Raw genomic sequence first — 20,178 nt, forward strand, 5'->3', positions numbered from 1 at the left:
TGGCGGGCAGCGTGAGGTGGCCGACTCCGGCAGCCTTCCCCTCGGCGCAGTGAGGGCACGGCGGCCGGGGCCTTCAGCTCGTCCGACCGCCGCGCCCGGTACCCACCGCGGTATTGCATTCCGCCAACCGGTTGTCGCCATCACCCTCCATCGCGAAAACCGCGGAGGGCCAATGCATACCCGGTGTGCGGCGTGACACGACATGAGTGAATGAACAGTCACGCGGGCAGGGCGAGGTGGTGAGTGCGACAGGGGTCCGTCACCCGAACGGCACCGCGGCTTCGCCGAGGATTCCTTGCCGCGGCTTCGCCGAGGATTCCTTGCCGCGGCTTCGCCGAGGGTTCCTTGACACACATCAATACGTCACCTCATTCTCGGAGCATGCCAGCCGTGAATCCGTACCCGCGTCGTCGCTTCCGGCTCCCGCTCTCCGCCGCCGTCGTCGGCGCCATCGCGCTCACCGCCGCGATCGGCGTGACCGGCGCCCGGGCCGACACCGGGTCCGCTGCTCTCCCGGCCACGGCCTCCGCAGCCAACACCGGCGCGACCGCGCCGCTCGCTCCGGCACCCGACGCCCCGACGCCGAACCCCTCACCGTTCCCGCCCGGACCGCCCACCAACCTGACCGCCACCCGCGTCACCTCGACCACGGTCACACTCAGCTGGACGGCCTCGACGCCGGGATGCTGCCCGGTCGCGGGCTACGACGTCGCGTACTTCCAGGCGTTCAACGATGTCGGCACGTCGCAGCGCGTCGGCTACGTCACCACCGTCACGATCAGCACGGGCATCCAGCCCACCACGGAGTACCGCCTCTGGGTCACGGCCTACGACGAGGGCGGGGTCCACCACTCGACGTCCTCGAACACGGTCACCGTGGTCACCCCGGTCACGGACACCGGCGACACGACGCCCCCGCCCGCCCCGTCACCCACCCCGACACCGTCCCCGCCCACCGGCTGAGCCGCCCGGCGGTACCCGCGTCAGCCCCGCTGGGTACCCCGCTCCCCCGGTACCACCGGGTGCACGTCCAGCCCGCCGCACCCGTTCGCCTCCACGTCCAGCCGCACCGAGTGGGTCTCGTCGGGCGGGGTGACCAGCACACCCTGGTACAGCGGGCAGCTCGTCGCGCCGCCGGGCGGCACGTTGGTCCCTTCGACCAGCGCCGAGGCCACCCCGCCCGGCGCCAGGTCGACGACCGGCGGCTGCCCGTTCGGGTCGGCCAGGCCGCCGAGGTATCCGGACGGCGTACGCCGGGCCTGCGCCACCTGGGCGCCCTGGGCGTCGAGGGCCGCCACACCCGGGTACCCCTGGAGCCGGCAGGTCGGGGTCTGGTCGTGGCGGAAGACGAGGACGAAGCCGTAGTGGCCGGCGGCGGCACCCGAGTGGACCAGGGTGACGTTGAGGTGGTCGAGGGTGCAGGTGGACGAGCCACCGCCCGGACCGCCGGACGGCTGACCACTCGCCGGAACGACGGCCGGGGGCTGCGCCGACGCCGTCACCGGCGGTGATACGGGCGGCGTCGACGATCCGGGCGCCGCCGGTTCGCCCGAGCCACCACAGCCGGCCAGCGTCGCCGCGGCCACGGTCGCCAGGCAGGTCGTGAGCAGCGTTCCCCGTACCATCAGTACCCCGCTCTCCTCGGCCGCCGCGTTCGAGGGCGGCCCCGACATCGCGGTCTAGCGATATACGCGAATGTAGTCGCGCTCGGCCCGAAACGGGCCCATGTGTCCGGTGCCTGACGGGCGACAACCCGACACCGACCCGCACCCCGGCCGCGCACCCCAAGGTCGCCGCAACGTCCGGGAAGTTGTGGCTTCAGCCCCAGCCGGAGACCACGACTTCCCGGACGTTGCGCCGATCTTGGCAGCCTCCTCCGGTCGGCCAGGGTGGTCGGCGTCAAATAGCTACTGATATTGATCGACATGGACCGTACGATCTTGCGCGTGTCCATCTCCCTACCCCCGCCCGACTTCGATCCGGCCGCCGCGTACCCCGAGTTGCGCAGGTCCGCCACGCCGTCACGGCCGGTGACTGGCCGTCGATAGCCGCCTTCTTCTCGCTCCCGGCCACGCAGGCCGACCCGGGTCTCCAGTACGCCGCCGCGTGGGTCGTCGCGGAGACCGCCGGCACCGGCGCGTTCCTGGAACAGCAGGCCGCGACCGAGACCGCGTCGACGCTGGCCCGTACCCTGCTGGCCACCCGTCTCATCCATGTCGGCTGGGGCGTACGCACCGGTGCGCGGGCTCAGCACGTCAGCCGGCAGCAGTTCGCGACGTTCCACGAGTACCTCCGGCGCGCCGAGCGGATCCTGATCGAGGTCACCGCACTCGAACCGGAGAACGTGACCGCCTGGACGCTGCGCCTGACCACCGCGCGCGGGCTGGAACTCGGCCAGTCCGAGGCCCGCCGCCGCTACGACCGGGCAGCCGCGTACGCCCCGCACAACCTGGACGCGCAGCGCCAGGTCGTCCAGCAACTCTGCCCGAAGTGGAGCGGCTCCTGGGAGGCGATGCACACGTTCGCGCGGGACTGCATGACCAGCGCTCCGGACGGTGCGCTCAGCGCCGCGGTGGTCGCCGAGGGGCACCTCGAGCGCTGGCTCGACCTGAGCGACAAGGAGGGCGCGGCGTACCTGCGCCAGCCGGCCGTACAGCAGGAACTGGTGGAGGCGGCTTCGCGGTCGGTGCTGCACCCGTCGTTCCGGCCGGCGTACGGCTGGGTCCTGGCACACAACCTGTTCGCCGCGGTCTTCAGCCTCGCCGGCCGGTACCGGGAGGCGGCGGTGCATTTCCGCGCGGTGGGTCACCTCGCGAGCAGGTTCCCGTGGGCCTACCTCGGCACCGAGGCACCAGCGTTCGAGCGGTACCGCGCCGAGGCGCTGCAGAAGGGGGCAGCGGCGTGACCGGCGAGGAAGGAAGCGGCGGCATGACCGACCGGATCGAGGTCGACGGGGTACCCACGCTGGTCGCCCCCACGTCCGGGCCGATGCGGGCCGGCCTGGTGTTCCGGGTCGGCCGGGCCGACGAGACCCTCGCCCGCGGTGGCATCACCCACCTGGTCGAGCACCTGGCGATGTACCGGCACGGCCTCACCGACTACCACTACAACGGCATCACCGGCACGGTCGTCACCCATTTCTACACGCAAGGCAACGAAGACGACGTCGTCTCCTTCCTGACCGGGGTGTGCGACGGGCTGACCAACCTGCCGTTCGAGCGGCTCGACACCGAGAAGCAGATCCTGCGTACCGAGGAGAACAGCCGGAGCGGCGGGGTCAACGACCGGTTGCCGCTGTGGCGGTACGGAGCCCGCGACTACGGGCTGGTCAGCTACCCGGAGTGGGGCCTGTCCGAGATCACCGCCGACGACGTGCGCCGCTGGGTCGACACCTGGTTCACCCGGCAGAACGCCGTGCTGTGGATCGCCGGTGACGGCGTGCCGGCCGGCCTGCGGCTGCCGCTGCCCGACGGGGTGCGCCGGCCGGTGCCCGCGCCCTCGTCGGCGCTGCCGGTGACCCCGGCGTACTTCCAGGGGACACGTACCACCGTCGTCCTGGACTCCCTGGTCCGCCGCCGGTCGGCCGCCCCGGCCTTCACCGGGGTACTGGAGCGGGAGCTGTTCCGCGCGCTGCGCCAGGAGGGCGGTTTCTCGTACACGATCGGCACGTCGTACGACCCGCGCGGTGACGACTTCGCCACCATCACGACGGTCGCCGACGCGCTGCCCGAGAAGCGCGACGCCGCGCTGGGCGCGTTCGTCGACGTGCTGGCGAAACTGAAGGTGGGCCGGATCGACCAGTCCGACCTCGACGCCTACCGGACGAAGGCCGAAGAGGCGATGTGCAACCCCGACGTCGCCGCCGCCCGGCTCCCGGGACGGGCGGTCGACCTGGTCACCGGCCAGCCGGACCATTCGCTCGACGAGCTGCGGGAACAGCTGCACGCGGTGACCGTCGAGGACGTCCACGAGGTCGCCGTCGAGGCGATGGGCGCGGCGCTGCTCATGGTGCCCGAGGGCCACCGGGCGGACTGGGCCGGCTTCACGGCGGCACCGACGGCGTCGGAACGCGCGGTGAGCGGGGCCGGATACCGGTCGCGCGAGGACATCGCGCAGAAGCTGATCGTCGGACCCGAAGGGGTCAGCATCGTCGCCCCGGACGCCGTGGCCACCGTGCGGTACGACCAGTGCGCGGCGAAGCTCGCGTGGCCGGACGGCGCCCGCCAGCTCATCGGGTACGACGGGATGTCCCTGCGGATCGAGCCGACCCTGTACGCCGTCACCCCGGCCGCGCTGGCGCCCATCGACGCGGCCGTACCCGCGTCGGTCACCGTACCCATGCCGGCCCGTCGGCCGGACGCCATCCCGCAGCCGGATACCCGGCAGGCCGGACGCACCGCGCGCAAAGGTGGCGTCATCGAAAAGACCGTGATGATCGTGCTGTTCGTGGTCGCCGGCCTGGTCGCGTGCGTGACGGGACTGGCCACGTTCGGCGGCGCCACCGACCCGGAGTCGCGGTCGGATTCCGACCTCTGGCTCGGCGTCGGCCTCTTCTGGTTCGTCGCCGTCATGCTCGCGCTGCCGGCGGTTCTCATCGCCCGCCAGCGCCGCAAGGCCGGCCGTCGGTAGCCTGACCGGCAAGCTCCCACCAGCCGCCGCCGGCCGGGAGAAGCGCACGTCACCAGCGCTTCTCCCGGTCGGTGACCCGAATCCGGGCACGGCACGACGGCACGGCGCATCGACGCGGCACCGCTACCGCGTGGCGCGCAAATATGGACATTAAGAATATTTACCGTATACCAGTGCAAAGAATAGAACATTCCGGATACCGGCCGGCCCTGGACGGCCTGCGTGCGGTCGCTGTCGGCGCCGTCATCATCTACCACCTGCGCGACGGGATACTGCCGGGCGGCTTCCTCGGCGTCGACCTGTTCTTCGTACTGTCGGGGTACCTGATCACCGGCCTGCTGCTCGACGAACATGCACGCACCGGTGGCATCAACCTGGCCGCGTTCTGGACCCGCCGGGTCCGCCGGCTCATGCCCGCGTTGCTGCTGATGGTGGTGGCGGTGGCCGTCGCCGTCCGGATCTGGGCGCCGCTCAGCGACTGGCAACAGCGCCGTGGGGACCTGCTCGCCACCATCTTCTACTACGCCAACTGGCACATGATCGCGGCCGACCAGTCGTACTTCGCCCAGTTCGCCGCGCAGTCGCCGCTGCGCCATGCCTGGTCGCTGGCGATCGAAGAGCAGTTCTACCTCGTGTGGCCACTGCTGGTGCTGGCACTGCTGCGCTGGCGCCGCCGGTGGATGCCGGCCGTGTTGGCCCTTGGCGCCACCGCCTCGGCGATCACCATGATCATGCTCTACGAGCCGAACAACCCGACCCGCGCGTACGCCGGCACCGACGGCCGGGCCCAGCAACTCCTCATCGGCGCACTGCTGGCCCTGGCCGTCCGCCGGATCGCCGCCCGCGCCGAGCCGGGCGGACCGGGCGGACCGGTCAGCCGGAGCGCGTACCTGCTCGGCCCGCTCGCTGCGGCCGCGACGATCGCGTTCCTCTTCGTGATCCGCGATACCGTCGGCTTCTATTACCACGGTGGAGCCACCCTCATCGCCGTGGTGATGGCGGTCCTGATCTGGGCGGTGGAACGCGCACCGGAGTCGCCGCTGGCCCGCGTGCTGTCGATCAGCCCGGCCCGCTGGGTCGGCAGGATCTCCTACGGGCTGTACCTGTGGCACTGGCCGGTCATCATGTTCGCGCCCGACGTCATCCACACCTTCGCGCCCGCGTTTCCCGTCGGCGCCCGGGTGGAGTCGGTCCTGACCCTCATCCTGGCGACCGCGTCGTACTACCTGGTCGAACGGCCGATCCGGCGTGGGCGGCCGCGGTTGGCGGTGGGCACGCCGCTGCGACTGGCGGTCACCGTGCCCGTCGTCCTGGGCTGCCTGAGCGCATCAGTGGTCGTGAGCACCAACTGGACCACCGGCCTGCAGCGGCAGCAGCTGATCGGAATGGACCTGGCGCCATGTGGCAAAGACGTCGTGATGTGCTGGCGGGTTCCGGCACCCCACGGGCGGCCGGTGCTCGCCGTCGTCGGCGACTCCACCGCGATGGCCCTCGACCCGGGCTTCGTCGACCTGGCTCGTCGGCGCGGCTGGGGCTACGTGCTCGCCGCCAAGGTGGGCTGCGGCATCGGTGGCCTGCCGTTCACCCTGACCGCGCCCCAGCCGCCGACGCCCTATGAGACGCAGTGCGCCGCGGACGCCGACGAGCGACTGCGCAGGATGCTGGACACGTACCACCCGTCCATGGTCTTCGCGCTGTCGCACTTCGAGATCTTCGCGTACGCCACGCCTGACTCGCGACTCGTGCAGCCGCTCACCCCGGAGTGGACCACCGGGCTGCACGGCGCACTGCGCCACGTCGCCGAGCAGGTGACCGCCTCAGGCGCGACCCTGGTAACGCCAGGTGTGCTACCGAACTCCGGGAACGCCAAGGCATGCCTGGCGGCTCGTCCGGCGACGAACAGTTGCCGGCTCCCCTCGTCGTCCACCCCGACCGGCGACGCCGTCAACGACATCTACGAACAGGTCGCGGCCGAGACGCCGGGCATGCACCTGGTGATGATGCAGCGGACCGTCTGCCCGGACGGTACGTGCCCGATGACCATGGACGGGCTCGTCGTGCGCTACGACGGCATCCACTTCACGCCGCAGGGCGCACGGTGGTTCGTCGGCAAGCTGGCGCCCCAACTGCCCGACGCCGGCTCGGCGAGAGCGCAGTAGGCCGGTCGGCGAGGGAAGCGGACACTTCCGGCCGGCGCCGGAGGAGCGGGCGAAGCTCGGCCGGGTGCCGAGCGGACGACGACAGGAAGAAGGGGTGGCCCGCCATCGGGCCACCCCTTCTTCGTCGCTCACGACACCCGTGCCGGACACCGTCCGGTGGTCGTTACCGGGGGACGGCGGGCAGCAGGTCCTTGCTGTGGGTACTGGCGTACGCGGCCACGTTGTCGTTGCGGACCGCGTTCCACAGCTCCGGGGCCTGGTCGGCGTTGAGGTAGACGACGCTCTGCGTGCCCTCCATCCCGGTCCCTCGCACCGGAGCGGTCAGGAACGTGGTGCCACCGCCACGGATCTGCGGGACGTCGAACGCCAACGCGCGCATCTGGGAGTTCGACAACTGGTCGTCGACCGAGATGGATTTGGTCATCGAGTCGATGAGACGGTAGGCCCCCACCGGGTCGCTGGCCGGGTTGAAGGTGCTGAGCTTCGTCATGACGGACCGTATCAGGTTCTGCTGGCGCTTGACCCGGTCGAAGTCACCGGCCGCCAGACCGTGCCGCTGACGTACGTAGCCGAGCGCCGTGGTCCCGTCGAGGTGGTTGATGCCCTTGTGGAACCTGTTGCCTTCGAGGTCGACGGTGTCTTCGGCGATCTCGACGTCCACGCCGCCGATCGAGTCGATGATGGACTTGAACCCGGCGAAGTCGACGATGGCGAAGTGGTCGATGCGTACCTGCGTGAGGTTCTCGACGGTCTGGATCAGCAGGCTCGGACCACCCAGCGAGTAGGCGGCATTGATCTTGTTCTTGCCCTTGCCCGGGATGTCGACCCAGGAGTCCCGAGGGATCGAGATGACCTGTGCGGAGCCGTGGTTCGCCGGGATGTGGACGAGCATGATGGTGTCCGTGCGCTGCGCGCCCGGCACCCACGCCTTCCCCTTGGCGGCGCTGCCGGTGGTCTGCTCGGTGTCCCGGGAATCCGAACCGAGCAGCAGGAACGTCTGGCTGTCCTTGGTGGCCTCCGGCTTGGTCGGGCGCTTGCTCTCGTCCAGGCCGGCGAAGGCGTCCTCGATGCGACCGACGTTGCCGGACACCCTGTTCATCAGCGTGACCGCGGTGATGACCCCAGCGCCGACGAGGATCGCGGCGACCGCGCCGACCACGAGGAGCACCCGCTGCCACCGGGGCCGCGGTCGCTTCCCGCCGCGCCGACCGGATGCGCCACCGGCACCACCGGTGGCGCCGGTGGCGCCGGTGTTCCGCCGGCCGGGAGCGGGAGGCTGCTGCCCCGCCGCCTGGTACGGAGAGCCGTTGTTGGGCCGCGTCACTACCATGTCCTTCCGTCAGTCACAGTGCCGTGGGCTCCTCCGCCCACGGCAACGGACACCGCCCGCCGGCGCCACGACGGTGGCGGCGCCGGCGACGGTGACATCGATGCTTGGCTGTTCACAGAGGTCACGCGCGTCCCGGATCGACGGCTGCGCCCGGCCTGGTGACCACCGTCGCCCCGTCGGCGGCGGCCAGGTCCACGAGCGTCGCACCGTCGGCGGCGGCCAAGTCCACGAACGTCGCACCGTCGGCGGCGGCCAGGTCCACGAACGTCGCACCGTCGGCGACGGGAGCGGCGACCGGTTGGCCGGCGGCCGGCCCGTACACGGGTACCCGCAGGAGCAGCCCGACCGCGACCGCACCGGCGGCCAGCGCGGTGAGCAGGACCGGTGTCCCGGGCAGCGCGTCGGACACGACGAGCATGCCGAACACCGACGTCACCACCGACGCGGCGACCAGGACGCCCGGCACCAGCGGGCGGCTCAGGCCGAGCCGACGCAGCCGGTGGGCGACGTGGTCGGTGCCGCCGTCGAGCCAGCGACGACCCGCGGCCCGCCGCGAGATGAGGACCAGCGTCGTGTCCACCGTCGCGATGAACGTGACCAGCAGCAGGACGGTGGGCCCGTCGACCGGCGCGTCGGCGCGGTCAGTCAGTAGCACCGTCGCCCCGGCGAGAGTGAAGCCGAGGAACAGCGACCCGGCGTCGCCCATGAAGATGCGCGCCGGCGGCCAGTTCTGCGACAGGAAGCCACCCGCCGCCGCGGCCAGCCCGGCGAGCAGGACGGCCAGCCCGGGTTCGCCGTTCACCAGCGCGTACACGGCCAGCACCGCCGCCGTGCCGGTCGCGATCGAGCCCGCGGCGCCATCGGTGTTGTCGAGCAGGTTGAACGAGTTCGTCAGCACGACCAGCCAGCCGGCGGTGAGGACCGCGTCGAACCAGGCCAGACCGGAGACGGGTACCCGGGCACCGGACGTGACGAACAGTCCCGCGACCGCTACCTCGACCGCGAGCCGGGGCCCCGGTGGCAGGGTCCACGCGTCGTCGAGCAGGCCGAGGACGGCGACGACCAGGCCGCCCACGGCGAGCGCGACCAGCCCGGTGTCCCAGCGCGGTACCAGGACCAGCGCCGTCAGCAGCGCACCGGCGGCGACCGCGACCCCACCGAGGTACGGGGTGGGACGGGCGTGCGGCTTGTGCGCTGCGGGCCGGTCGGTGAGGCCGGACCGCAGCGCGAACCGGCGCATCACCTCGGTGAACCCGGCGGCGAGGACGAGCGAGGCCCCGGCCGCGGTGACGACCGGCGCCACGTGGGTGGCGGTGTACACGGTCAGACCAGCCCCGCGGCGGGCAGGGAGGGAGAGCCGGACGTGCGCTGGACCTCGGCGATGATGTCGTACAGCGCGTCGTCGAGGTCGCGCAGCGGCATCCACCCGGTCAGCGCCTGCAGCTTGCCGGTGTCGGGGACGCGGCGGTTCATGTCCTCGAAGCCGGTGCCGAACGCCTCCTCGAAGGGCACGAGCACGATGTCGGACCGGCTGCCCGTGTACTCGATCACGCGCTTGGCCAGGTCGAGGATGCTGATCTCGCCGCTGTTACCGATGTTGAACGTCTCGCCGATGGCGGCGGGCTCGTCCAGGAGCGCCACGAGGGCGGCCACCACATCGGCGACGTGCGCGAAACAGCGGGTCTGCTGGCCGTCCCCGTAGACGGTCAGCGGCTGGCCCGCCAACGCCTGATGCACCAGGCGGGGGATGACCATGCCGTACGCCGGGCTCTGGCGCGGGCCGACGGTGTTGAACAACCGGACGACGATCGACCGCAGTCCGAGTTCCCGGTGGTAGGCGGTGGCCAGGATCTCGTCCACCACCTTGGCGGTGCTGTAGGCCCAGCGCATGATGCTCGGGCTGCCCAGGATCCGGTCGGAGTTCTCCGTCAGCGGACCGCTGGCGTTCTTCCCGTAGATCTCCGACGTACTGGCCACCAGGATCTTGCACCCGTGCCGGTGGGCGGCCTCGATGATGTTCTCCGCACCCCGGATGTTCGTGTGCAGCGACCTGAGCGGGTGGTCGACCACCAGCTTCACCCCGACCGCGGCCGCGAGGTGGACGATCGTGTCGCACTCGTGCGCAAGCTGGTCGACCACCAGTTCGTCGAGCACTGATCCGCGCACGAACCGGAAACGCGGGTTCGTGGACGCTCGGTCGAGGTTCGACAACTGGCCGGTCGATAGATCGTCAAGCACGATCACGGACTCGCCACGGGCCAGAAGCGCATCGACCAGGTGCGAACCGATGAAGCCGGCGCCGCCGGTTACCAGCGTTGTCCCGCCGTGCATGCAGCACTCCTTGAAAGTTCAATGACGTGTTTCTACTTCGCCGACTCGCGGCTCTCCTGCGACCCGGAACCGGGCGCCTGGCCGTATTCTGTCGCTACGCGGACAATCTCCGCGTATCTATACAAAAAGGCAAGCACCGACACCGTCGCGTCGGAGTGTCAACGAGGAAAGAGACAAAGAGTGGCCGCCACTAGCCGAACAGCCCAACGGCAACAGCCCTACCGGCCAACCGACCTCATCGGAGGGTCCCGCCGTGCGGCGATTCTGGCAGTGTCGACCCTGGCTGTTCCGCTGGCCGTGTACCTGCTGTCCCGGCACGGTCTGTTCGCGGTGATCGGATTCGCCGTCGTCGCGCCACTGGTGGTGTTCACCCTTCCGGGGGTCACGGCCATGCTGGTCGCGCCGGTCGTCTCGGCACTCCTGCTCGCCCATGTCTTCCCCGACGCCGCGACACCCGCAGTCGGAGGTGCGTTGGCGGCGCTGGTGCTCGGCATGCTCGTACACATCTGCGCGGGAACGGCACGGCTACGGCGGGAACATGCCGCCATCGTGCTACTCGTGGTGGTGCTCGGCGTGAGCCTGCTGTTTCCGGCCGTCCCCCTGCACCCGACCGCCTCTCCCACGTACGACCTGATCGGCATGCTGGAAGGCCTGATCCTGCTGTCGGCGGCGCTCGCCGCACCGCCCTCGCCGCGCCGTCTCGCCCAGGTGGTGGCGCTCACCGGCGCCGTCGAGGGGACGTACGCGCTGGTCCGAGGACTGTACGTGGACGGCCGTCTCGTGTCGGACACCCTGAATCCGAACTATCTCGGCGCCGCGCTGGTGGTGCCGGCGATCGCGGCCATCGGCCTGGCCTGGACGGACCGCCGTCCGCTGTGGCTGCTGGCTGCGCTGCCGACCCTGGCCGCGCTGGTCGCCACCCGCTCGCGGGGTGCGATGGTGGCTGTCGTCGCCGGCCTGCTCGTCCAGGCCGTCGTCCACCTGCGACGACTCCGGGGGAAGGCGCTGATCGCGGCCGCCGCCGCCGCCACCCTGCTGGCCACCGGCGCCCTGACCGTGGTGCAGCAGTTCGCCCTGGGCGGCCGCAGCACCGAGGAGCTCAGCACCAACAACGAGATCCGCGCCGACGCCGCCCGGTTCGCCTTGCACGTGGCGCTCGACAACCCCGGCCGTGGCATCGGTTACGGGATGTTCGCGCCGTACGCCGGCCTGCACTCCCCGCAGCACGTCGTCATCAACACGCACAACGACTACCTGCGCCTCGCCGTGGAAGCCGGCGTCGTGGCGCTGCTGCTGTTCGCGTACCTCCTCTGGCGGGGGCTGCGTGCGCTGCGGACCCCCGAATACACCGTCCTCGGCGCGGTGGTCGTCGCCTACGCGGTCGGACTGCTGTTCGCCAACACCCTGTCCAACCTCATCGTCACCGCTCCCTTCTGGGTGGCGCTGGGTGCGTTGACGGGCAACGCTGCCGCCCGTCGCGGCAAAGGACGCCACCGCCAGAATTCCGCCTCCTCGACCATCGCCTCGACCGACTGGCTCAAGGCCCGGACACCGGGGTCACCCCCGACGGCGGCGGGACAGTAGGAGGTCCCGATAGATCACCAGGTGCCGGTCGACCATCGCGTCGACGTGCAGCGTGGCCCGGGTCCACGCACGCGCCGCCGCGCCCGTCCGGCGCGCCGACCCCGGATCGACGAGCAGGCCGGCGATCGCCGTGGCAAGTGCCTCCGGGTCAGCCGGCGGTACCAGCACACCGCGACCGTCGGCCAGCAGTTCACCCGTGCCGCCGACCGCGGTGCCGACGACCGGCAGGCCGGCGGCCATGGCCTCCATGATCGAGTTGCTCAGCCCCTCCGCCAGGGAGGAGGAGACGACCAGATCGGCGCGAGCGAGAAGCTGGTCGACGTCGGTGCGCGCGCCGAGGAAGCGGACGTCAATGCCCAGCTCCGCCGCCTGGCGCTCCAGCGGGGCCCGCTCGGCACCCTCGCCGACCAGCACGAGGGTGCAAGGCGTACCGCGCTCGCCCAGCCGGCCCACGGCGTCGAGAAGGTATCGGTGGCCTTTGACGGCGCGAAGGTTGCCGACGCACAGCACGACGGGTAGGTCCGTGTCCACGTGGGCCGGCGGCGCGGGGTGGAAGGCCCGCTCGGGCAACCCGTTGTACACAACCGTCACCTTGTCTGCGGGCACACCTTCCTGGCGCCGGGTGTCCTCGGCCACCGCCTCAGCGTTCGCGATGAGCAGCGCGGTCCCCCGGTTCGCCAGCCGCTCGGCGGCTCGCCGCAGCGGCCAGCGTTCCTTGTAGGCGCCGAGGCTACGACGGCCGGCGACGAGCACCGGAACACGGGCCAGCCACGCCGCCGGCGCGGCCAGGAGGTGGCTGTTGAGCAGGAACACGTGCAAGACGTCGGGCCGGAGCCGGCGCAGGTGGCCCACCAACCGGGCGAACGCGACCGCGTCGATGAACGGCATCCGCCAACCCGCCGACCGCCTGGCGAGTCCGAGGTGGACCACCGGCACCCCAGCAGCCCGCAGCGCCCCCTCCCGGGCGCCGCCATCGAACAGCACCAGGACAACCGGCTCCACCCCCCGCGTCCGCAAGCCCTCGGCCAGCAGCACGACCTGCTTCTCGGCTCCACCGAGACCGAGATCATTGATCATCAGACAGACCCGCCGCGGCTCGCTGCGCATCTCGCTACGCCTCCCCCTCGTCCCAGAGCCGACCGGCCGCGGCCCCGGCTGGCTCAACGAACGCCCCGGCATCACCGACGCGGCCCGGATGAACCCCACACCGGCGCGACCGGTCGCGCGCCGCCTCGTTAAGCCGGTGGCACCGGCAACGAAGCGGAGGACGACCGTGCGACTCGTGAGTACCACTGAAGAACGGTTGCAGCGCACTCCGGACGGCCGGGTGTGGTCGACCGGCACGTTCGCGTACCGGTTCTGGCAGCCGTTCCTGTCCGTCTTCGACGAGGTCGCCGTCGCGGCCCGGGTGTTGCCGGTGGAGCGGGCGACCCCCGGCATGGCACAGGTCGACGGTGACGGGGTATCGGTGTGCGCGCTTCCGCATTACCTCGGCCCGGGACAGTTCCTGCGGCAGCGCGGCGCGATCCGCCGGGCGATCGAGCAGGCGGTGTCGCCGCGCGACGCCGTCCTCGTGCGGGCACCGTCGGCCGTCGGCGCGCTGCTGTGCTCAGTGCTCGAACGCCGGGGACAGGCATATGGCGTGCAGGTGATCGGAGATCCGTGGGACGCGTTCGGATCGGGGTCGGTCCAGCATCCGCTCCGTCCGCTGTTCCAGCGCTGGTTCGTCGCGCAGTTGCGCCGCGAGTGTCGGCGCGCGGCCTGCGTCGCCTATGTGGCCGACGCGCTACAGGCGCGCTACCCGACCAGACCAGGGGCATTCACAGCGACCTACTCCAACGTCGAACTTGGCGCGGACGCCTTCGTTGCCGAGCCGCGCACCGACCTACGTCGGGCTGGTGATCAACGGCTGGTCACGGTCGGCTCTCTGGAGCAGCTGTACAAGGGCACCGACACACTGATCGAGGCGGTTTCCAGGCTGCGCCGATCCGGGGTTCCGGTGCGCCTGGTCGTCGTCGGGGACGGCAAGTACCGGCCGACGCTCGAGGCGCTGGCGGCCCGGCTGGGCGTGGCGGACCTGGTGGAGTTCGCCGGGGCGGTGCCGCCGGGCGCCCCGGTACGGCGCCTGCTCGACAACGCGGACCTGTTCGTGCTCCCGTCGCGCGCCGAGGGTCTGCCCAAGGCGGTCGTCGAAGCCATGGCGCGCGCGTTGCCCTGCGTGGCCTCGACGGTGGGCGGTAACCCTGAATTGCTCCCGCCGGAGGACCTCGTCGCCCCGGGCGCCGCCGCCGCGCTGGCCGACCGCCTGCGCGAGGTGCTGCGGGACGAGGACCGACTGCGAGCGATGTCGGCACGCAACCTGACCCGGGCCCGGGACTACTCGATCGAGCGGCTGCGGCCCCGCCGCGAGGCGTTCTACCGGGCGTTGCGCGCGGCCGCGGAGAAATAATGCGACGGGCGGCCGAGCCTCCGACCGCCACGGGCCCGACCGGGCAGATCACCCGACCTGAACAGGGCGTACACCCCGACGCCGCAACAGTCCGGCGTACAGCGCCAGATGCTGGTCGACCATGACGTCGACGTGCAGGTGCGTCCGGCTCCAGGTTTGCGCCTCCCGCGCCAGCCGGCCGGCGTACTCCCGGTCGGACAGCACCGTGTACAGCCCGTCAGCCAGCGCCTGCGGGTCCGCCGATGGCACCAGAACGCCGCGACCGCGCAGGAGTTCCGGAGTGCCGCCGACCGTGGTCGCCACCACCGGCGTGCCCGCCGCCATCGCCTCCATCACCGCGTTGGGCATCCCCTCGGTCAGCGACGGAAGCACGGCGACGTCCGCACGTGCGAGAAGCCGGTCGACGTCCCAGCGGGTCCCCAGGAACCGGACGTCCACCCCGAGCTCGGCGGCCTGTCGGCACAGCGCCGGCTCTTCCGTACCTGCCCCGGCGAGCACGAGGGTGCACGGCGCGCTACGGTCGCGCAGGCGGCCGACCGCGTCGACGAGGTACTTGTGTCCCTTCTCCCACTTCAGGTTCGCCACGCAGAGCACGACCGGCAGGTCCGTAATCACCTCCGCCGGCTCCGCCGGGGCGAACGCCGGCTCAGGCAGGCCGTTGTACACCACGGCGACTTTCCGGGGCGAAAGCCTCTCCTGCCGGTAAACGTCGGCGGCGACCGCCTCGGCATTGGCCACTACAAGGTCGGTCATCCAGTTCGCCACCCGCTCCAGGGCGAGCATCAGCCGTCGGCCCTCTTTGAAATAGCCGAGACTGCGCCGGCCCGCGACCATCGCCGGTACCCGCGCCAGCCACGCCGCCGGGGCGGCAACCAGATAGCTGTGGAACAGGAACGCGTGCAGCACGTCAGGCTTCGTCCGGCGCAGATGGCCCACCATCCGGGCGAACACGGCGAGGTTGTGTCCGAACGCCCGGCGGCCGTTTCGCCGGCCGAAGCCGAGGTGGACAACCTCGACTCCGGCATCGACCAGCTCTGCCTCCCGCGGACCGCCACGAAACAGCAGTAGCACGCTGGTTGCCACACCCCGACGGCTCAGCTCTTTGGCCAGCAGCGCCACCTGTTTCTCGGCACCCCCCGCAGTGAGCTGACCGATCACCAGACAGACGCGGCGGACGCGCGAACCGCTCCCACCGTCGGCAGCCGACCGCCGACGCAAGCGAAGTAGCATTCCGTGATGGTACTGAGGACGCTCTGCGCGGCCGCCTTTACACGCCGTACCTGGCCGGCAGGCCCCAGTGCTCCGCGACGGTCAGTCCCCTGTCGAACCCGATCGGGCCGCAACCGTACGGCGTAGCCGCACGATCTCCGCCCGGCCCGGCAACAGTCCGGTGAGAGGCACCCCGGTGGCCCGCACGAACCAGGCGACCTGGCAGCCTGCCACGGCGACGTAGCAGGCGCTCGACGCCAGCGCGCAGCCGACGATGCCCCAACGGGGAATCAGCACCAGGCAGAGCAGGATGTTGGCGGCCACAGCCACCACCGTGATCGCCGTCATCCGTACCGGCCGGTCGAGTCTGAGCAGGTACACGCCGAGCGCGCGGGTCGCTCCGAGCGCGAACATGCCGGGTGCCAGTGCGAACAGCGCCGCCACGCTGCCGCGGAACGCCTCCCCGTACAGCAGCGGTACGGCCAGCGGCGCCACCACGCACACGCCGCCGACCGCCGCGCAGGCCAGCAGCGTCGACAGCCGGGTGGCCCGCGCGGTCACCACCGCCGCGTCCGTCAGCTCGCCGCCGGCCTGGCGGGACGTGGCCACCTGTGCGGCGGCGTCGGTGAGGATCCGGCTCATCTCGGCGACGGTGACGGCGGCGGCGTACAGCCCCACCGCCATTGCGTCGGACAGCGCGTTGAGGATGAGCACGTCCAGGCGCATCAGCAGGAACAGAGCCGCGAAGCCCGCATGGTAGCGGAGTCCGAACAGGACGGTACGGCGGGCGAAGCCGAGGTTCCGGTCGCGCAGCCGTGGCCGGATCGCCGGGATGAGGACGACCAGCGGGAAACCGACGCTGACCGACCATACCCAGATCGCGACGGCAACGGTGAGCGTGCCGGTGAACGCGCAGCCGAGCAGCACGGCGACCTGCAGCAGCGTCGTGATCAGGAGGCTGCGGTTGACCACGTCGACGCGGGCCTGCAGCACCAGCACGCTGTTGAGGTACAGCACGGTCATGCCGAAGGGCGCCGACAGGAGTGCCACGCCGGTGAGGGTGACGCTGGACAGTGGCACCACGTCCCGGCCCAGAACCGCCACCACTGCGGCGGCGGTGAGCGCCGCGAACCCCCCGACGACCGGGCCGAGGAGCGCCGCGTTGGCCGGGATCATCGCGCGGGCGTCCCGCCACAGCGCCATCTGCGCCTGCTCCACCGACAGGTGACCCACCGACAGGGTGATGGTGGCGAGCGTCATGACCACGGCGAACGCCCCGCGCCCCTCCGGGTGCAGCGCCCGAGCAACGACCACGCCGGTCACCGCACCGAGGACCATGCACGCGAGACGGGTCGCGGCCGTACCCGCGATCTGCCGGATCGTGCCTTTCACGGCAGCCGGCCTGTCACGGCAGCCACTGCCGGTAGATCGCCTCGTGCCGGTTGACGCAGGCCGGCACGCTGAAGTCCATCGCGGCCGCCCGCGCGGCGGCACCGAGCCGGACCCGCAGATCCGGGTCGTCCGCAAGCTGGGCGATCGCCACAGCCAGGGCGTCCGGCGCGCGTGGCGGGACGAGGATCCCCGTCACCCCGTCAACGACCACGTCAGGGACGCCACCGACCGCGGTTGCGATGACCGGAAGCCCCGCCGCCATCGCCTCGAGGACGGCGTTGGGAAGCCCCTCACCGTGCGATGGCAGCATCGCGAACTGGTATGCGGGCAACAGTTCCCGCACGTCGGATCGCTCACCGGCCAGCTGCACCACGCCAGCGAGGCCGAGCCGGTCCACCTGCTCCTCGATGGCTCGCCGCTGCGGTCCGTCACCGATCAGGCAGACCCTCGGCGGGGCGGGCAGCGACGCCAACGCGGCCAGCAGATCCTCATGCCCCTTGCCCGGCCGTAGCTGCGCGACCACCACCCCGTGGGCGGGCTGCCGTGCCGCTTGGGCAACAGCTTCGGGAATCTCCACTCCGTTGGCGATAACGAGCACGCGCGATGCGGGGACACCCTCGGCGCTTACCACCTCCGCGGCACCGGCCCGTGAGTTGCACAGATGCACCGAGGCCGCGCGACGGCCGATGGCCTCCACCGTCCGATGCCGCAGCCCCTTCAGTTCCGGGTCCGGCCCCCGTCTGCCGGCCACCCGCAGCGGTACCCTCGCCAGCCAGGCCAACGGCAGCACCAGCGTGTTGCAGGTGTAGAGAAACGCGTGGCACACGTCCGGGCGCAGGGCCCGTAGGTGGCGCCAGACCCGGTACAGCTCGCGAACCTCGCCCAGCACCACCCGGGCGGCCGATCGGCCGCCCGGGTGGTGACGCTGGCGCTGCGCCCCGAACGCGAAGATCCGAGTTTCCACGCCGGCCGCACGAAGCGGCGCCGCCAGCGGCCCGCCGCCCAGCAACGCGATGACGTGGACATCGTGGCCGCGCGCACGCAGCCCGGATGCGAGCTTGACCAGCTGCGTCTCGGTGCCGCCGACCTGGAGTGTCCCCACCACGAGCACGATCCGCAGCGGAAGGTCCCGCCTCGGCAGGCCGGTCACCGTTGGCGCATTCCCGTCAGCCCCTGGTCGGGCCGCGACGGCGCGGTCGGGGTGTCGATGAACATCCGGTGCCACAGCTCAAATTGGATCAGCGCCCAGATCCGGCTGGCGTGGTTGACGCCTTCCTCGTGCTCACGCAGCAGCGTGGCGACGGCGTCCGGCCGAAACAGGCCGCGCGACCGCGCGGTGTCGTCGGTGAGCACGTCATGGGCCAGCCCTCGCAGCTCGCCGCGCAGCCAGCTGGCCAGCGGCACGGCGAAGCCCATCTTCGGCCGGTTCATCAGCTCCTCGGGCAGCCACGGCTCGACAGCCCGCTTGAGCAGGTACTTGGTCTCACCGCCCCGAACTTTGAGCCGGGTCGGCAGCCCGGCCGCCCACTCCATCAGCTGGTGGTCGAGCAACGGCGCGCGCGCCTCCAGGGAGTTGGCCATGGTGCTGATGTCGACCTTCGGCAGCAGATCACCGGGCAGGTACATGTTGACGTCGGCGTCCATGGCCCGGCCGGTGGCGGTGTCGGCGCGCGAGGCGTCGAACACCTCGTCGAGCAGCCGGTAGCTGTCGACACCGGCCAGCTGGGCGCGCAGCTCGTCGGTGTAGAGCGCTACCTTCTGGTCCGGGGTGAAGTACGACATCATCGGCGCGTACCGGCGCGACGCCGGCTGACCGAGCATCTCCAGTCCGCGGCCGGCGCGGCGGCGCGGCGAACCCGGGCGGGCACCGGCGGCGAGGCCCGCGCCCAGCCGCGCCAGCGCCGGACGGAGCAGGCGCGGCGCGGTCAGCCGCTCCAACCGGGCCATCAGCGCGTACCGCGTGTAGCCGCCGAACGACTCGTCCCCGCCGTCGCCGGTCAGCACGACGGTCACCTGCTGGCGGCTCAGCTGTGCGACGTAGAAGCTCGGGATGGCCGAGGAGTCGGCGAACGGCTCATCGAAGTGCCAGGCCAGCGTGGGCAGCACGTCCAGGGCGTGTGGGGTGACCACCATCTCGTGATGGTCGGTGTCGTAGCGGTCGGCCACCGCCCGGGCGTACCGACGCTCGTCGAAGTCGGGGTTGTCGAATCCGATGCTGAACGTCTTCACCCGCTCGCCGGTGGACTGCGCCATCGCCGCCACCACCGCCGCGGAGTCGATGCCCCCGGACAAGAACGCACCGAGCGGCCGTTCACTGATCATCCGGACCCTCACCGCGTCGAGCAGCAGGTCGCGCAGCCGCTGCGCCTCCTGCTCCTCGTCGGTGACCGCCCGCGGGGTGACGTCCAGCCGCCAGTACGAGCGGATGTCGACCCGGCCGTCCTGCCACACCAGCAGGTGGCCCGGCGGCAGCTTGGAGATGCCCTCGTAGATCGACCAGGGCGCCGGCACGTACTGGTAGGTCAGGTAGTGGTGCATCGCGACCAGGTCCAGCCTGCGGGGCACCGCCGGGTCCTGCACCAGGGACTTCAGCTCCGAGCCGAAGCGCAGCGAGGTGCCGTCGGCGTGCCAGTACAGCGGCTTCTTGCCCACCCGGTCGCGGGCCAGCAGCAGCCGGCCGCGCCGGGTGTCCCAGATCGCGAACGCGAACATGCCCCGCAACCGGTGCACAAGCTCGTCGCCGTACTCCTCGTAGAGGTGTACGAGGCACTCGCTGTCGCCGTCACTGGCGAGGCGGTGTCCCCGCGCGATGAGTTCGGCCCGCAGCTCGGGGAAGTTGTAGAGCTCGCCGTTGAAGACGGCGACCACCGTGCCGTCCTCGTTGCTGACCGGCTGCTGTCCGCCGGCCACGTCGATGATGGCGAGGCGCCGCATACCGAGCGCCGCGTGCTCATCGGTGTGGTAGCCGGCGCCGTCCGGGCCCCGGTGGATGATGACGTCGCACATGCGGTGCAGCAGATCGGCCGCGGGCCGCGACGAGTTCGACACGACGCCGGCTATCCCGCACATGGGCGCTCCCGCCGGACAGCCACGCC

Annotated in this window: 15 protein-coding genes; 6 read left to right on the plus strand and 9 right to left on the minus strand. The window is 71.4% G+C overall.

What is annotated here, in order from left to right; translation table 11 throughout:
* The first annotated feature begins 381 nt into the window (after window positions 1-381).
* Window positions 382-963, plus strand: a complete 582-nt coding sequence (locus ACNTMW_RS03280; protein WP_426631826.1) for a fibronectin type III domain-containing protein — start codon at window positions 382-384, stop codon at window positions 961-963.
* Window positions 964-983: 20 nt separating this feature from the next.
* Here ACNTMW_RS03280 and ACNTMW_RS03285 read toward each other — a convergent pair whose 3' ends face one another.
* Window positions 984-1,673, minus strand: a complete 690-nt coding sequence (locus ACNTMW_RS03285; protein ID WP_426631827.1) for a DUF4232 domain-containing protein — start codon at window positions 1,671-1,673, stop codon at window positions 984-986.
* A 137-nt stretch (window positions 1,674-1,810) separates the two neighbouring features.
* Between ACNTMW_RS03285 and ACNTMW_RS03290 the strand changes: the two genes are divergently transcribed.
* From ACNTMW_RS03290 to ACNTMW_RS03300, 3 genes are all read left to right on the plus strand, one after another.
* Window positions 1,811-2,905: a hypothetical protein gene (locus ACNTMW_RS03290; protein WP_426631828.1), complete on the plus strand. Its 1,095-nt coding sequence runs from the start codon at window positions 1,811-1,813 to the stop codon at window positions 2,903-2,905.
* A gap of 23 nt (window positions 2,906-2,928) precedes the next feature.
* Complete coding sequence (locus ACNTMW_RS03295) at window positions 2,929-4,629, plus strand: M16 family metallopeptidase (RefSeq protein ID WP_426631829.1); 1,701 nt, start codon at window positions 2,929-2,931, stop codon at window positions 4,627-4,629.
* 173 nt (window positions 4,630-4,802) lie between these two features.
* Window positions 4,803-6,788, plus strand: coding sequence for an acyltransferase family protein (locus ACNTMW_RS03300; RefSeq protein WP_426631830.1), 1,986 nt, complete (start codon window positions 4,803-4,805; stop codon window positions 6,786-6,788).
* Between the two features lie 163 nt (window positions 6,789-6,951).
* On the opposite strand, the gene ACNTMW_RS03305 is transcribed toward ACNTMW_RS03300, so the two are convergent.
* The 3 genes from ACNTMW_RS03305 to ACNTMW_RS03315 form a co-directional block, all read right to left on the minus strand.
* Window positions 6,952-8,112 carry an LCP family protein gene (locus ACNTMW_RS03305; RefSeq protein WP_426631831.1) on the minus strand — a complete coding sequence of 387 codons (1,161 nt, stop codon included), beginning with the start codon at window positions 8,110-8,112 and terminating at the stop codon, window positions 6,952-6,954.
* Window positions 8,113-8,239: 127 nt separating this feature from the next.
* Entirely contained in the window at window positions 8,240-9,439 is a 1,200-nt protein-coding gene (locus ACNTMW_RS03310) for a glycosyltransferase family 4 protein (RefSeq protein WP_426631832.1), read from the minus strand.
* Window positions 9,440-9,441: 2 nt separating this feature from the next.
* Complete coding sequence (locus tag ACNTMW_RS03315) at window positions 9,442-10,449, minus strand: NAD-dependent epimerase/dehydratase family protein (RefSeq protein WP_426631833.1); 1,008 nt, start codon at window positions 10,447-10,449, stop codon at window positions 9,442-9,444.
* Between the two features lie 270 nt (window positions 10,450-10,719).
* On the opposite strand from ACNTMW_RS03315, the gene ACNTMW_RS03320 reads away from it, so the two are divergent.
* Entirely contained in the window at window positions 10,720-12,033 is a 1,314-nt protein-coding gene (locus ACNTMW_RS03320; protein WP_426631834.1) for an O-antigen ligase family protein, read from the plus strand.
* Here the strand turns inward: ACNTMW_RS03320 and ACNTMW_RS03325 are convergent.
* The gene (locus tag ACNTMW_RS03325) at window positions 12,007-13,140 is read right to left on the minus strand and encodes a glycosyltransferase (RefSeq protein ID WP_426631835.1); all 1,134 of its coding nucleotides are present in this window, start codon (window positions 13,138-13,140) and stop codon (window positions 12,007-12,009) included. The two genes, ACNTMW_RS03320 and ACNTMW_RS03325, sit on opposite strands and share 27 nt — an antisense overlap.
* A gap of 175 nt (window positions 13,141-13,315) precedes the next feature.
* On the opposite strand from ACNTMW_RS03325, the gene ACNTMW_RS03330 reads away from it, so the two are divergent.
* Window positions 13,316-14,482 carry a glycosyltransferase family 4 protein gene (locus tag ACNTMW_RS03330; RefSeq protein ID WP_426631836.1) on the plus strand — a complete coding sequence of 389 codons (1,167 nt, stop codon included), beginning with the start codon at window positions 13,316-13,318 and terminating at the stop codon, window positions 14,480-14,482.
* A 48-nt stretch (window positions 14,483-14,530) separates the two neighbouring features.
* Here the strand turns inward: ACNTMW_RS03330 and ACNTMW_RS03335 are convergent, their stop codons facing one another.
* The 4 genes from ACNTMW_RS03335 to asnB form a co-directional block, all read right to left on the minus strand.
* A complete protein-coding gene (locus tag ACNTMW_RS03335; RefSeq protein ID WP_426631837.1) occupies window positions 14,531-15,640 on the minus strand; it encodes a glycosyltransferase in 1,110 nt (369 codons plus the stop codon).
* A gap of 153 nt (window positions 15,641-15,793) precedes the next feature.
* Window positions 15,794-17,083 carry a lipopolysaccharide biosynthesis protein gene (locus ACNTMW_RS03340; RefSeq protein ID WP_426631838.1) on the minus strand — a complete coding sequence of 430 codons (1,290 nt, stop codon included), beginning with the start codon at window positions 17,081-17,083 and terminating at the stop codon, window positions 15,794-15,796.
* Window positions 17,084-17,096: 13 nt separating this feature from the next.
* Window positions 17,097-18,233: a glycosyltransferase gene (locus ACNTMW_RS03345; RefSeq protein WP_426631839.1), complete on the minus strand. Its 1,137-nt coding sequence runs from the start codon at window positions 18,231-18,233 to the stop codon at window positions 17,097-17,099.
* The gene (asnB, locus tag ACNTMW_RS03350) at window positions 18,230-20,152 is read right to left on the minus strand and encodes an asparagine synthase (glutamine-hydrolyzing) (protein ID WP_426631840.1); all 1,923 of its coding nucleotides are present in this window, start codon (window positions 20,150-20,152) and stop codon (window positions 18,230-18,232) included. The genes ACNTMW_RS03345 and asnB overlap by 4 nt, the downstream gene beginning before the upstream one ends.
* Between the last annotated feature and the right edge of the window lie 26 nt (window positions 20,153-20,178).

This window comes from Planosporangium spinosum (assembly GCF_049999945.1).
GTDB lineage: Bacteria > Actinomycetota > Actinomycetes > Mycobacteriales > Micromonosporaceae > Planosporangium > Planosporangium spinosum.

Excerpts from the sequence above, each read along its gene's own strand:
- ACNTMW_RS03285 (WP_426631827.1), bottom strand. The coding sequence starts at position 1,673 with ATGTCGGGGCCGCCCTCGAACGCGGCGGCCGAGGAGAGCGGGGTACTG.
- asnB (WP_426631840.1), bottom strand. The coding sequence starts at position 20,152 with ATGTGCGGGATAGCCGGCGTCGTGTCGAACTCGTCGCGGCCCGCGGCC.
- ACNTMW_RS03280 (WP_426631826.1), top strand. The coding sequence starts at position 382 with ATGCCAGCCGTGAATCCGTACCCGCGTCGTCGCTTCCGGCTCCCGCTC.
- ACNTMW_RS03315 (WP_426631833.1), bottom strand. The coding sequence starts at position 10,449 with ATGCACGGCGGGACAACGCTGGTAACCGGCGGCGCCGGCTTCATCGGT.
- ACNTMW_RS03325 (WP_426631835.1), bottom strand. The coding sequence starts at position 13,140 with ATGCGCAGCGAGCCGCGGCGGGTCTGTCTGATGATCAATGATCTCGGT.
- ACNTMW_RS03295 (WP_426631829.1), top strand. The coding sequence starts at position 2,929 with ATGACCGACCGGATCGAGGTCGACGGGGTACCCACGCTGGTCGCCCCC.